A 13,514-nucleotide genomic window follows, 5' to 3' on the forward strand; every position below is an offset into this window, starting at 1 on the left:
CTCACTTCCTCTCCGGAACGGGCGGGAACTCCGCGCTCTCGGGCATGGCCGGGGCCGTCCAGCCCTCGTCCTGAGCCAGCCGAGCGCCGCGCAGGGTCTCGGTCGCCGAGGACGGGCCGTCGTTCGCGGCGGGCTCGTCGCCGTCGAAGAACCCGGCGAGCTGACGTTCGACGGTGCGGAGATCGGTCAACGGCGCTCCGCGCGTCGGCGCCGGTTTCTCCCCGCGCTGCAACGACTTCACCAGTTCCGTGGCCGACTCGGTCGTCTGGTTGTCGTAGTACTCGTAGTTGACCTGCAGCACCGGGCCGAAATCGCACGCGGCGAGACACTCGGCGTGCTCGAAGGTGATCGACCCCTCCGCACCCGGCTCGCCCGCCGTCTCGTCGTGCCCGACGCCGAGGTGCTCGCCGAGCTTCTTGTAGATCTCGTCGCCGCCCAGCGCCGCGCACAGCGTGTTCGTGCAGACACTCACCAAGTGCTGGCCACAGGGACTGCGCTTGTACATCGTGTAGAAGGTGGCGACCGCGCTGACCTCGGCGACCGACAGTGCGAGCTGCTCGGCGCAGAACTCGATGCCGACCTTGCTCACGTACCCCTCGACCGACTGCACCAGGTGCAACATCGGCAGCAGCGCCGAGCGGGACTCCGGGTACCGCGCCACGATCGCGTGCGCCTCGGCACGCGTCGCCTCGGAGAAGGCCTGCTCCTGCGAGGTCGGCGTCACCACGTGCTCGGTGGTGGTGAAGTCGAACTGTTCGGTCATCAGCGATCCACCCCGCCCATCACCGGGTCAATGGAAGCGACGGCGGCGATCACGTCGGCGACCAGGCCGCCCTCGGACATCGCAGGCAACGCCTGCAGGTTCACGAAACTGGGCTCGCGGGTGTGCACCCGCATCGGCCGCGTGCCGCCGTCCGAGACCACGTGGTAGCCGAGCTCGCCGCGCGGCGACTCGACCGGCGAGTACACCTGCCCCGGCGGCACGTCGAAGCCTTCGGTCACCAGCTTGAAGTGGTGGATCAGCGACTCCATCGACTGACCCATGATCTTGTGCACGTGGTCCAACGAGTTGCCCATGCCGTCCGGGCCGATCGTGAGCTTCGCCGGCCAGGCGATCTTGGCGTCCTCGACCATGGTCGGGCCGGGGGTCTCGTCGAGCTTGTCCAGGCACTGCTTGATGATCTTCAACGACTGGTGGATCTCTTCCACCCGCAGCACGAACCGGCTGTAGCAGTCCGCATCGGTGCTCGTCGGCACCTCGAAGTCGTACTCCTCGTAGCCGCTGTAGGGCTCGATCTTGCGCAGGTCCCATGCCAGGCCCGCGGAACGCAGGAGTGGTCCGGTCACGCCGAGCGCGAGGCACCCGTCCAGCGGCAGGTACCCGACGTTCTTCAAGCGCTGCTGCCAGATCGGCTGCCCGGTGAAGAGCTTGTCGTAGGCAGGAAGCCGCTCGTCCATCACCTTGATGAAGTCTTCGATGCGCTCCCGGTAGTTCTCCGGCATGTCCTGGGCGACGCCGCCGGGCCGGATGAACGCGTGGTTCATCCGCAGACCCGTGAGGAACTCCAGCAGGTGCAGCACTTCCTCGCGGTCGCGGAACCCGAAGGTCATGCCGGTCGTGGCACCCAGCTCCATCGCGCCGGTCGCCAGGAACACCAGATGCGACGAGATCCGGTTCAGCTCCATGAGCAGCACCCGGATGATCTGCGCCCGCCGGGGAACGTCGACCCCGAGCAGCTTCTCCACTCCGAGGCAGTACCCCGCCTCGTTGTACAGCGGCGCCAGGTAGTCCATCCGCGTCACGAAGGTGACGCCCTGCGTCCAGTTGCGGTACTCGAGGTTCTTCTCGATTCCGGTGTGCAGGTACCCGATCACGGTGCGGGCCTTGGTGACCGTCTCACCCTCGAGTTCGATGACCAGGCGCAGCACGCCGTGCGTCGACGGATGCTGCGGGCCGAGGTTGATGACGACCCGTTCCTCGCCGTGGGTCTCGTCGACGAAGTCGTCCCAGTCCCCGCCGGTGACCGTGTAGACGCGGCCTTCGGTGGTCTCCCGGGAGGACGCGTCGTAGGGCCTGCCCGACGAGCCGGGGGTCTCCGCGCCCGGCTGCGTCGTCGAGTCGGTGGTCATGTCAGCACCCCTCTGCTCCGCGGTGCCCGGTCGCCGCGGCCCCGGGCGGGACGACGGTGGCAAGTCCGTTCACGGCAGCGATCACGTGTACGCCCTCCGTTGGTCCGGGGGCGGGATCTCGGCGCCCTTGTACTCCACGGGGATCCCGCCCAGCGGGTAGTCCTTGCGCTGCGGATGGCCGTCCCAGTCGTCCGGCATCAGGATCCGGGTCAGCGCCGGATGCCCGTCGTAGACGATGCCGAACATGTCGTAGGTCTCGCGCTCCTGGAAGTCGGCGGTCGGATAGACCTCGACGACGGACGGCACGTGCGGGTGCTCGACGTCCGCGGTGACCTCGACGCGGACCCGGCGCCGGTAGGTCATCGACGTGAGGTGGCAGACCGAGTGCAGACGCTGCGGCACGTCCTCGCCGTAGTCCACACCGGACACCGAACTGCACAACTCGAACCGCAGCGCCGGATCGTCCCGGAAGGACCGGCAGACCTCCAGCAGGTGCTCGGTGCGGACGTAGAACGTGATCTCGCCACGGTCCACAGTGATCTGATGGACGGTGTCGTCCGGAAGTCCCTTGGCACGCAACGACTCCAGCAACGCGTCCGCCGCCTCGTCGAACCATCCGCCGTACGGACGCTCCGCGGCGGGCGGCACGTACCGGGGCAGCTGCAACCCGCCGAACCCGGACGTGTCCCCGGTACCGCTGACTCCGAACATGCCCTGCCGGGCGCGACCGGCGACCGGCGTGTGTGCCTCGTCGCGACGTGCCGGCGCCTGCTCGTCGCCCGGGCGCTCGGCGCTGGATCCGTACTGTCCGGTCACCGACCCTCACCCCCGGTGATCTCCTTGCGCTGCTCGACCCCGGCCATGCCGAGCTCGTTGTCCGCGCCCATCTCCTTGCGCTGGGCGGCCTGCTGCCGCTCGGCACGCTTGAGGGCCGTGCGACCCGTCGGCGCGAACCGTTCGGACGACGGGATCATCGGCGTCGTCTCGCCGTTCTCGGCCTTGATCTGGGCGCGCTTGGCGTTGATCGGCTCGTCCATGATCTTCGCGTGCAGCTTGAGGATCGCGTCGAGCAGCATCTCCGGCCGCGGCGGACAACCCGGCAGGTACATGTCGACCGGCACGACGTGGTCGACACCCTGCACGACCGCGTAGTTGTTGAACATCCCGCCGGTCGAAGCGCACACGCCCATCGACAGCACCCAGCGCGGCTCCGGCATCTGGTCGTAGATCTGCCGCAGCACCGGCGCCATCTTGTTCGTGACCCTTCCGGCCACGATCATCAGGTCGGCCTGACGCGGCGTGGCGGAGAAGCGCTCCATTCCGAACCGGGCGATGTCGTAGCGGGAACCGCCGACGGTCATCATCTCGATGGCACAGCACGCCAGCCCGAACGTGGCGGGCCACATCGACGTCTTCCGGGTCCAGTTGACGAGCTTTTCCACGTTGGCCAACAGGATGCCGTTGGGCAGCTTTTCCTCCAGCCCCATCTCGGCACTCCCTTCCGACTAGTTGCCGTTCACGACCGGGCGCCGCGGCGCCCCTGTTGCGCTGACCTCGCCGTCAGTTCCAGTCAAATCCACCGCGCCACCACACATAGAGGTCGGCGATGCCGAACGTGATGATGAACAGGACCACCGCCGCCACGCCGTAGAGACCGAGGGCGTCGGCGGAGACCGCGTACGGGAAGAGGAAGACCATCTCGATGTCGAACAGGATGAACATCATCGCGGTCAGGTAGTACGCGACGGGCATCCGACCGCCGCCCACGACGGGCGTGGGCGACGGCTCGATGCCGCACTCGTAGGAATCGAGCTTGGCCCGGTTGAACCGGCGTGGACCGACCAGCGGCGCGATCGCGACGGAGAACGCGGCGAACCCCAGTGCCAACGCGAACATCAGCACCAACGGGATGTAGGGGTCCAGCACGGTGCTGCCCTCCTTCGGTCACGACGCCGGGACTCGAATCACCTGCGACTTCTCGTTGTCGCACTCTATGCGTCCACGCCGACGCCCTCGGTAGTGAGGCGCACCTAACTTTATGACGTCCCGCACAGCTGCCCGGTCATCTGATCAGACGCGAGCCGTCAGGCGCTAGGCGTCAGGCGGGTAGTGGCACTGATCACACGGTCCATCGCGTCACCGTCACGCGTGTCGTAGAGATTTGCCAACAGTTTCAACACGAAACGCATCAACGTCTCCCTCGGGAGGCCGTGCTTCGTGGCGGTCCGCATCACCACCGGATTGCCAATCAACTTGCTGAAGAGGTTGCCGAGCCGGAAGTAGCCGCCCATCGCCTCGGACACGGCACTCGGGTAACGCGCCAGCGCCTGCTCCCGAGACGCACCCGCCGGACGGGACAGCGCGTGCACCACGCACTCAGCAGCGAGCCGGGCCGACTCCATCGCGTAGGCGATTCCCTCACCGTTGAACGGGTTCACCATGCCGCCGGCGTCACCGACCAACAGCAGTCCGTCCCGGTAGTGCGGCGTGCGGTTGAAGCCCATCGGCAGCGCCGCACCCCCGATCCGGCCGGTCGCGTTCTCCTCCCGGAAGCCCCACTCCTCGGGCGTACCGTCCAGCCACGAACGCAACAGCTGCCGGTAGTCCGTCTTGCCGTACGCCTTCGACGTCGACAGGATGCCCAGCCCCGCGTTCACGGTTCCGTCGCCCATCCCGAACAGCCAGCCGTAGCCCGGCATCAGCTTCGGCTCGGAGGGCGTCGAGCGGTCCCAGAGCTCCAGGTGCGATTCCAGGAAGTCGTCCTTGGTGCGGGGGCTGTCGTAGTAGCGGCGCACCGCGACGCCCATCGGCCGGTCGTCGCGCTTGCCGATGCCCATCGACAACGCCACCCGCGACGAGACCCCGTCACACGCGACGACCAGCGGCGCACGGTACGTGACCGGGGTGCGCTCGGGTCCCGACTTGGTCTCCACACCCGTGATCCTGCCGGTGCGCTCGTCGGTCACCGCCCCGGTCACCGACGTCTCCTGCACCAGCCGGGCGCCTGCCTTCTGCGCTTCCTTCGCCAGCAGGTCGTCGAAGTCGTTGCGGGGACGCACGACGCCGTAGGGCGGGTAGTTTGCGATGTCCGGCCAGTCCAGTTCCAGCGTCACGCCGCCGCCGACGACGCGCAGGCCGCGGTTGTGCAGCCAGCCCGCCTCCTCGCGCATGTCGACGCCCAGGTCGACGAGCTGCTTGACTCCTCGCGGCGTGACGCCGTCGCCGCAGACCTTCTCACGCGGGAAGACGCTCTTCTCGAGCACGAGCACGTCCAACCCGGCGCGCGCCAGGTACGTCGCGGCCGTCGACCCCGCTGGACCGGCGCCCACCACGATGACCTCGGCGTCGTCGTCAGGGCGGCGGCGGCTGCTCGGGCTGGTCATGACACTCCTCGCGATCGGAAACCCACCGGTCCCACGGACCGGCCTCGCACGTTTGTGAACGAGTTCACTAACGCCGAGTCTAGGGCTCCGAAACCGTGCAATCGACCCCTGTCGGGCACGACGAGAAGCGGATCACGCCCGGTCAGGCGTAGGGCTTGACCGCCCGGTGCACGGCGACGACCCCGCCGGTGAGATTCCGCCAGGCCACGCCCGTCCAACCGGCCTCGGCGATCCGCCGGGCGAGAGCGGGCTGGTCGGGCCACTCGCGGATCGACTCGGCGAGATAGACGTAGGCGTCCGGGTTCGACGACACCCGACGTGCGATCGACGGCAACGCACGCATCAGATAGTTCATGTACACCGTGCGGAACGGCGTCCACGTCGGCGTGGAGAACTCGCACACCACCAGCCGGCCGCCCGGCCGCACCACGCGCGCCATCTCGCGCAGGCCCTGAGCGCTGTCGGCGAGGTTGCGCAGGCCGAACGAGATCGTCACCGCGTCGAACGCACCGTCGGCGAACGGCAAGTGCAGGGCATCGGCGGCGACCATCGGCAGCCGACGCTCCCGGCCGGCGCGCAGCATGCCCAGCGAGAAGTCCGCCGCCACGCAGTAGGCGCCGGAGCGGGCGAACTCGTCGGTGGAGACACCGGTTCCGGCGGCCAGGTCGAGGATCTTCTCCTGCACCCGGGCGTCGAGCGCCTTGCGGGTGACCCCGCGCCAGTACCGGTCCTGTCCGAACGACAGGACGGTATTGGTCAGGTCGTAGCGACGCGCCACGTCGTCGAACATCCTGGCGACGGCGCGAGGATCCTTGTCCAACCCAGCCCGAGACACGCCCGAAGCCTACGACAGCCGCCGCTTCCTCCCGCGCCCCGCTCCAGCCCCCGGACCGCGCTCCCCCGACGCCCTCTGCTGAGGCGAACGGCACCTTCGCCCCGTCACACGAGGCGAACGGCACTTTCGCACCACCGGCTCCCCGGACCGCGCACCCCCATCACACGAGGCCAACGGCACTTTCGCCCCGTCACACGAGGCGAACGGCACCTTCGCACCACCCAGCTCCCCCGGACCGCGCACCCCCATCACACGAGGCCAACGGCACTTTCGCCCCGTCACACGAGGCGAACGGCACTTTCGCACCACCCAGCTCCCCCGGACCGCGCACCCCCATCACACGAAGCGAACGGCACCTTCGCACCACCCAGCTCCCCCGGACCGCGCACCCCCATCACACGAAGCGAACGGCACGTTCGCACCGTCACGTGAAGCGAACGGCACTTTCGCACCGTCACGTGGGGCGAACGGGCCGTTCGCCTCAATGGATGCTCCGGGGTGAGTTCAGGCGGCGCGGGGGCGAGCTGGAGAGCCGCCGGGGAGGACGGCGGTGTAGTGGGCGCGGAGTTCCTCGCACAGGCTCGGCCAGGTCCGACCTTCGACGGCCATGCGGGCGTCGCCGCCGAACCGGGCACGCAGGTTCCGGTCCCGGAGTCCGTCGACGGCGGCGCGCAGAGCCGGACCGAACCTCGCCTCCTCCGGAGGCAGCAGATACCCGGTTCGCCCGTGCCGGACGAGGTCCCGCGGTCCGCCTGCGTCAGGCGCGACAGCCGGCACCCCGGAGGCCATCGCCTCCTGCACCGCTTGGCAGAACGTCTCGTACGGGCCGGTGTGGACGAACACGTCGAGGCTCGCGTACAGCGCGGCGAGGTCCGTGCCGGTGTGCAGCCCGAGGAACACCGCGTTCGGCAGTTGCCGCTCCAGCGCCGCACGCTGCGGCCCGTCGCCGACGACCACGATCCGGACTCCCCGCATCCCGTCCAGGGCAGCGAGCCGCTCGATGTGCTTCTCCGGCGCCAGCCGACCCACGTAGCCCACGAGCAGCTCGCCGTGAGGCGCCAATCCGGCGCGCAGCGACTCGTCGCGCCTGCCCGGGCTGAACCGCGCCGTGTCCACGCCCCGGCCCCAGCGGTGCACCCGGGGCACGCCGTGCTCGCGCAACGCTTCCACCGCCCATGACGAGGGCGCGAGCGTCCGGTCCGCGGCGCAGTGCAGGCGCCTCGTCCATCGCCACGCGGCCCGCGCGGTCAGCCCCAGCCCGTACGACGCGGCGAACCCGGCCACGTCGGTCTGGTACACCGCCACCGTCGGTACGCCGAGTTTCCGCGCGGCGGCGAGCCCGCCTGCCCCGACCACGAACGGCGAGGCGAGATGCACGACATCCGGGGTGAAGGTCCGCAGGCTGGTGAGCACGCGCCGCGTGGGGAGCCCGATCGGCAGTGCCGAGACGGCGGGAACGTCCACGGCGTTCACCCGCACGACGGGGAACCCCGCGTACTCGTCGTCACCGGCGCCGGGCGCGACGACCAGCGCCTCGTCGCCGCGCCTGCGCACGTGCTCCAGCACCCGCAGCACCGAGTTCGCGACGCCGTTGACCTGGGGAAGAAAGCTTTCCGTGACCACAGCGATCCGCACGTGCGACACCGTTGCGGGCGCGTACGGCGATCAGGCGACCCGGGATTGGACGCCGCGAGAACGACAACCGAAAGGCACGCCAACACCGCTCCGGGTGCGCAATCGTGACCTCGTCATGGCACACCGTCCACCTGCGTGTCGATCCGGCGACACCGGGCCGGACCACCGTGTGTCGCCATGACGGTCTCGCCTTCTCCACCGGCGCAGCGCGTCGAGCCGGGCCTGCTCGCCCGTGCCCTCGAGGTCGCGGGACGCCTCGCCAACGACGCCGCCGACGTCATCACCGCGACGGCGGGGCGAGGGGCGCTTCCTGCCGCGACCGAGTCGCCGTTCGACTGGGTGACCGACACCGGACGGATCCTCGAGCGGCACACCCGGCGGGTCCTCTCCGACGAGTTCCCTGGCGTGCCGGTCTTCGGCGAGGAGTACGACCGGCTCGAACGCGGTGCCGCGCCCGCTCACCCCATGGCGCACGACTCCACCGGCTACCGGTGGGTGGTGGATCCGGTCGACGGCACCGCCAACTACGTCGCGGGAATCCCGCTGTGCGCTTACAGCCTCGCGATGCTCGACGCGCACGGGCCGGTGGTCGGAGTGGTCGCCGACCCGTACCGGGGGCAGATCTACGCGGCGGCGCGCGGCCGGGGCATGCGGGCGAACGGAGACCCCGTCGCGCTCGGTGACCAGTACGAGACCCGCGCGGGCATCGCCTGCACCGAACTCACCAAGCGCGGTCCCTGGAGCGGCATGGACCGGTTCATCGCCAACGCCGCCGACGCGCAGGTAGGGGTGCGGTTGCTGGGCTCTCCTGCGTTGGCGATCACTCAGGTCGCTCTGGGCCACGCGATGGCGGCGGTGCTCGACTCCTACGAGGAATGGGACGTCGCGGGCGCGCTCGCGCTGGCCGTGGAGTCCGGCGCCGCCGTGCTCGACCGGGACGGGGACGCTTCGTCGCTGCCCCAAGACGGACTGCTCGTCGCGGCTCCCGGCGTGGCGCACGACGTGCTCGCGTGGTGGCGGGACTCGGCAACGCCCCGCCCCCGCGACAGCCCGGAATGAGCCTGTCCTTGCTGGGTGAGCTGTCGTCGTTGCGTGTCGGCGGCGGATTTCGTGGCGTAGGTGGTTACTCGAGAAACCGATCCCGCAGCGAGGAGGGCGCTGAGGTTCCGCCACCCGAGCCACAGAGCAAGAACCTTCTGCAAGGAGTCTCAGCGAGGCAGCAGTGGGCGGGACGGCCGTGCCAGCACGTCCGACAGCGGCGGAGACAGCGGGAACCGCTCGCGGAGCTCACCGACCTGCCGACCGGCGCGTTCCCCGTCTCCGTCGTCGACGAGTTCGACCACGATCCGCAACATCCGATCGGTGACCGCGCCGAACCGCTCCCCGGCCTCGGTCAGCTGACGATGCACGCGGTTCACCGCCTCCCGGTCACGCGACGGGTCGGTGTCGAGGCTCCGTCCCAGCTCGGCGAGCGCGCGCACGCTGGGCAGCTCGGCGTCCATGCGGCGTACGACCGAGTGCAGCCGCTGCCGTGCCCGGTTCGACGAGACGGTGTCGGCGGCCAGCCCGGCACGCCGCGCGGCTTGCTCGCAGCGGTGCAACGGCGCCGACCATCGTCCGGCGGGCACCGAACAGAGGACGGGTCGTGTTGTCGGCAGGGTGCTCGCGACGGCAGCGGCGACCTCCACGTGGTGATCTCGTCGCCACGACGCGGCGACCAGTGCCAGCGCGGCGCCGCAGACGCCCGCAGCCACTACCACCAGCACGAACACCCACGTTTCGACCATCTCGAGTGGTACCTCCGGTCCCCACCGCCGCGACGTCGCGGCACCGGATCTTCCCCGACGCCGCGCATCGATCCAGTCTGCGCGCCGCACGAGGGGCGGCGCGTCGGGGAAAGTACTCAGTTACCGTGTGTAGCTTCCTGAGTCGTATGGGTGTTCTGTGCGGAGCGTCGCAGCAGCCACCAGGCCGGAAGCACCACCGCCCACACCACGGCGACTCCCGTCCCCACCGGCAGCAGCGCGATCCTGAAGTCACGCCCGGCGACGCGGACGATCTCGGGGTTGCGGCTGTCGTACTCGACCCGGACGGACTGGCCCTCCTGCAACTGCGTGGGGTAGAGCACACCGTTGCGCGGGATGTACACGCGGCCCTCGTCGTCGGTGAATCGCACCACGGTCCGAGTGAGTGAGGTGTCCACCACGTCCGCGACCGCGTAGCCCGGCGAGTCGGTGATCGTGCGGTCGTTCATGAAGCAGGCGATGATGATCGCCACGCCGAGTCCGGTCAGCAGCACCCCCACGCCGAGCAGGACTTTCGCCACGATTCCCCGGACGCGAGCGGGGTCGCGGAGCCGGCCCCCGACGACCGTGGGCTCACCGTCGTCGTGCCGTCGCACCGCGTCGCTGCTCACGGTGGGCGATTGTAGGTACCGGCCGGGCCCACCCGAGCATCGCGTCCGCGAGCGATCGGATTCCGGGCGACGCATATCCTCGGGGGGTGGTGACATCCCCGGTTCCGCTCTCGGTGCGCACGCGCCGGATCGCCCCCGGCGATCCCGGCCACGACCGCGCACTGCTCGACCTGCTGCCGGAGAAGGCCACCACCTGCTGGCTCAAGCACGGCGACGGCCTCGTCGGGTGGGGTGAGGCGGCGCGGCACGACACGAAGGGCGGCGACCGGTTCGCCGATCTCGAAGCATGGTGGCGGGACTTCACCGCCGGGCTCGTCGTGGACGACGAGGTGCGCGTTCCCGGCACCGGCCCGGTCGCGTTCAGCTCGCTCGCGTTCGCCGACGAACCGGGCAACTCCAGTGCCGTCGTCCCGCGCGTGATCGTCGGCTCCCGCAACGGCGTCCGGTGGATCACCACCATCGGCGACACCGGCGAGGAGCCGGTGACACCGGTGCGCGAACCAGGCACGGTCCGCTACAGCGACGGCCTGCTCTCCGCGGCCGGATATCGGACGGCGGTCGAGGAAGCGGTCCGCCGGATGCGCGCGGGCAGCGACGTCCGCAAGGTCGTGCTGGCACACGACCTGCTCGCGACCACCTCCGAACCGCTGGACCCGCGGTTCGTGCTCGGCAATCTCGCCGCCCGCTACCCGAGTTGCTGGACGTTCGCCGTCGACGGCGTGCTCGGAGCCACCCCGGAACTGCTGTTGCGGCGCACCGGGAACGAGGTGCGCTCCCGGGTGCTGGCGGGGACGAGCTGGCCACACGACGAGGTCTCCGCCGACGACCTCGCCGGCGAACTGCTGTCCTCGGGGAAGAACCGGGCCGAGCACGGCTACGCGGTCGACTCGCTGGCCGAGTCGCTGTCCGGGTTCTGCGACGAGATGTCGGTGCCGGACGAACCGACCGTGCTGCGGCTGCGCAACGTGCTGCATCTGGCGTCCGACGTGCACGGACGACTCGCCGGGTCGGAACCGGCGTCGCTGCTGGAGATGCTCGACGCGGTGCATCCGACTGCGGCGGTCGGCGGCACGCCCACGCCCGAGGCTGTGCGGATGATCAGCGAGCTCGAAGGCATGGACCGCGGCCGGTACGCGGGCCCGGTCGGCTGGCTCGACGGCGAGGGCAACGGGGAGTTCGGCCTGGCGCTGCGGTGCGCGCAGGTCCGCGACAGCGAGGACGGGCCGAGTCAGGTCCGCTTGTTCGCGGGCTGCGGCATCGTCTCCGACTCCGATCCGGAGCAGGAGGTCGCCGAGGCTGAGGCGAAGCTCCTGCCGGTCCGGGAGGCGCTCGAAGGCGTCCAATGACACGCGGGCGTGGCACATGGCGCGCGAAGCGTGAGTCTTTTTGGTTGCTATAGCCACCAAAAAGACTCACGTGCCGAAGGTGGCGGTCACGGTGGCGCGGAGTCGCTCGTGGACGGACCGGAGGTCCGCGCGGTCCGCGATGACCTCGACGACACGCAGCCCGCCGGAGCTCCGCAACGCTGTGGGCAGCGCCGCACGGTCCGTCACGCGCACGTGCTCGATGCCGTGGGCCGCGCAGAGATGGCTGAGGTCGACGCCGTGCGCGGTGCCGAAGACCCGCTCGAACGAGGCCGCGTGCTGCGGTTCGCCTTGTTCCAGCAGGGAGAAGATGCCGCCGCCGTCGTCGTTGAACACCACGAGCGTCAGGTCGGGACGCTGCTCCTGCGGGCCGAGCAGGAGTCCGTTGGAATCGTGCAGAAACGTGAGGTCGCCGACCAGCGCCACCGTTCGTCCTTCGTGGACCAACGCCGCGCCCGCCGCTGTCGAGACCATGCCGTCGATCCCGGCCGCCCCTCGGTTGCGGTGCACGGTGACGTCGCTGCGGCGGACAGGGGCGAGCGCGACATCGCGGGCCGGGTTCGACGAGCCGAGGACGAGCTGCGCGCCCGGAGGCAACGCCGCGGCGACGTCCCGGGCGAGGAGGACTCCGGTCGGCCACGGCAACATTTCCAGCTCCGCCCGCACGACGTCGGTGACTTTGCGGTCGGCCTGCTGCCAGGCGGCGAGCCACTCCGAGTCCGTCGCGCCACTCGGCGGTCCGGGGTGGGCAGCGACCTCGACGACGTCGTGCCGCGGCGCGGGCCAGTGCTCACCGTCGTGCACCAGCAGCACCTCGGTGTCGGGGTGCCCGAACAGGTTCTGCACCGCGCGGAACACCGTGGGGCGGCCGAAACACACGACCTGATCGGGACGGTGGTCGGCGAGGAAGTCGTCCACGCCGAGCAGCCACATGCCGGAGGTGATCGCCGCGCCGCCCGCCTGGCCGACACCACCGGTCTCGGACAACACCGGCCACCCGAGCCGTTCGCCCCACGCTCCCGCTTCCTCCGCGCGCCGATCGTCGGCGACGAGCACCAGGCCGCGCGGGGATCGAACCCGGGTCAGCGCCGATCCGGCACGGGCAGCGGCGACCGTCCACGGGCCGCCGTCGGCCCTGCCGACCAGCGGTTCGCACCAGTCCGGCTCGCCGTCGGGCACCAGCGGTTCCCGGAACGGGACGTCGAGATGGACCGGCCCCCGACTCGCGGCCGCGCACGCACGGGAGACCTCGGTCCGCCAGTAGGCGTTGAGCCCGGGGCGACGCTCGGCCACCGCGAACTCGTGGAACGCGCACACCGCGGTGCCGAACAGGCCGTGCTGGTCGATCGTCTGGTTGGCGTTCGCTGCCCGCATCTCCGGCGGTCGGTCCGCGGTGAGCACCACCATCGGCACTCCGGCCTGCCATGCCTCCGCGACCGCCGGGTGCAGGTTCGCCACGGCGGTGCCGGAGGTGCACATCACCGCGACCGGTCTGCGACTGCAGGCGGCCATGCCCAGGGCGAGAAATCCGGCACTGCGTTCGTCGATCCGGACGTGCAGCCGCAGTCGCCCCTCCTCGGCAGCGGCGTGCACCGCGAACGACAGCGGCGCGTTACGGGAGCCGGGCGCCAGGACGACGTCGCAGACCCCGTTGCGCACCAGTTCGTCGACCATCACCTCGGCCTGCGCCGTCGACGGATTCACGCCACCACCCCGTACCGGTTCGCACGGGCAGGGACAGTCCCGTTCGC

13 protein-coding genes are annotated in these 13,514 nt (G+C 70.3%); 2 read left to right on the top strand and 11 right to left on the bottom strand.

What is annotated here, in order from left to right:
• Position 1: 1 nt before the first annotated feature.
• The 8 genes from nuoE to GIY23_RS20810 all read right to left on the bottom strand — a co-directional run bounded on the left by nuoE (position 2) and on the right by GIY23_RS20810 (position 7,983).
• Complete coding sequence (nuoE, locus tag GIY23_RS20775; protein WP_154078200.1) at positions 2–763, bottom strand: NADH-quinone oxidoreductase subunit NuoE; 762 nt, start codon at positions 761–763, stop codon at positions 2–4.
• The gene (locus GIY23_RS20780; protein WP_154078201.1) at positions 763–2,130 is read right to left on the bottom strand and encodes an NADH-quinone oxidoreductase subunit D; all 1,368 of its coding nucleotides are present in this window, start codon (positions 2,128–2,130) and stop codon (positions 763–765) included. Before GIY23_RS20780 ends, nuoE begins: the two co-directional genes overlap by 1 nt.
• An 81-nt stretch (positions 2,131–2,211) precedes the next feature.
• A complete protein-coding gene (locus GIY23_RS20785) occupies positions 2,212–2,946 on the bottom strand; it encodes an NADH-quinone oxidoreductase subunit C (RefSeq protein WP_154078202.1) in 735 nt (244 codons plus the stop codon).
• On the bottom strand, positions 2,943–3,617 hold the full coding sequence (locus GIY23_RS20790; RefSeq protein WP_154078203.1) for a NuoB/complex I 20 kDa subunit family protein: 675 nt from the start codon (positions 3,615–3,617) through the stop codon (positions 2,943–2,945). Before GIY23_RS20790 ends, GIY23_RS20785 begins: the two co-directional genes overlap by 4 nt.
• 73 nt (positions 3,618–3,690) lie before the next feature.
• The gene (locus GIY23_RS20795) at positions 3,691–4,056 is read right to left on the bottom strand and encodes an NADH-quinone oxidoreductase subunit A (RefSeq protein ID WP_154078204.1); all 366 of its coding nucleotides are present in this window, start codon (positions 4,054–4,056) and stop codon (positions 3,691–3,693) included.
• A 158-nt stretch (positions 4,057–4,214) separates the two neighbouring features.
• Positions 4,215–5,513 (bottom strand): geranylgeranyl reductase family protein, encoded by a 1,299-nt coding sequence (locus GIY23_RS20800; RefSeq protein ID WP_154078205.1) that lies wholly within the window; start codon positions 5,511–5,513, stop codon positions 4,215–4,217.
• Between the two features lie 142 nt (positions 5,514–5,655).
• On the bottom strand, positions 5,656–6,348 hold the full coding sequence (locus tag GIY23_RS20805) for a demethylmenaquinone methyltransferase (protein ID WP_154078206.1): 693 nt from the start codon (positions 6,346–6,348) through the stop codon (positions 5,656–5,658).
• Positions 6,349–6,852: 504 nt separating this feature from the next.
• Complete coding sequence (locus GIY23_RS20810; RefSeq protein ID WP_222850192.1) at positions 6,853–7,983, bottom strand: glycosyltransferase family 4 protein; 1,131 nt, start codon at positions 7,981–7,983, stop codon at positions 6,853–6,855.
• Between the two features lie 177 nt (positions 7,984–8,160).
• Here GIY23_RS20810 and GIY23_RS20815 point away from each other — a divergent pair, with 177 nt between their 5' ends.
• Complete coding sequence (locus tag GIY23_RS20815; RefSeq protein WP_154078208.1) at positions 8,161–9,042, top strand: inositol monophosphatase family protein; 882 nt, start codon at positions 8,161–8,163, stop codon at positions 9,040–9,042.
• Between the two features lie 149 nt (positions 9,043–9,191).
• Here the strand turns inward: GIY23_RS20815 and GIY23_RS20820 are convergent, their stop codons facing one another.
• A complete protein-coding gene (locus GIY23_RS20820) occupies positions 9,192–9,770 on the bottom strand; it encodes a hypothetical protein (protein WP_154078209.1) in 579 nt (192 codons plus the stop codon).
• A gap of 116 nt (positions 9,771–9,886) precedes the next feature.
• Positions 9,887–10,399 (bottom strand): DUF3592 domain-containing protein, encoded by a 513-nt coding sequence (locus tag GIY23_RS20825; RefSeq protein WP_222850193.1) that lies wholly within the window; start codon positions 10,397–10,399, stop codon positions 9,887–9,889.
• Positions 10,400–10,485: 86 nt separating this feature from the next.
• On the opposite strand from GIY23_RS20825, the gene GIY23_RS20830 reads away from it, so the two are divergent.
• Positions 10,486–11,745 carry an isochorismate synthase gene (locus GIY23_RS20830; RefSeq protein WP_228717418.1) on the top strand — a complete coding sequence of 420 codons (1,260 nt, stop codon included), beginning with the start codon at positions 10,486–10,488 and terminating at the stop codon, positions 11,743–11,745.
• 66 nt (positions 11,746–11,811) lie between these two features.
• Here GIY23_RS20830 and menD read toward each other — a convergent pair whose 3' ends face one another.
• Positions 11,812–13,467 (bottom strand): 2-succinyl-5-enolpyruvyl-6-hydroxy-3-cyclohexene-1-carboxylic-acid synthase, encoded by a 1,656-nt coding sequence (gene menD, locus GIY23_RS20835; RefSeq protein ID WP_154078210.1) that lies wholly within the window; start codon positions 13,465–13,467, stop codon positions 11,812–11,814.
• Positions 13,468–13,514 lie beyond the last annotated feature (47 nt).

The organism is Allosaccharopolyspora coralli (genome assembly GCF_009664835.1).
In the GTDB taxonomy this organism is placed as follows: Bacteria; Actinomycetota; Actinomycetes; order Mycobacteriales; family Pseudonocardiaceae; genus Allosaccharopolyspora; species Allosaccharopolyspora coralli.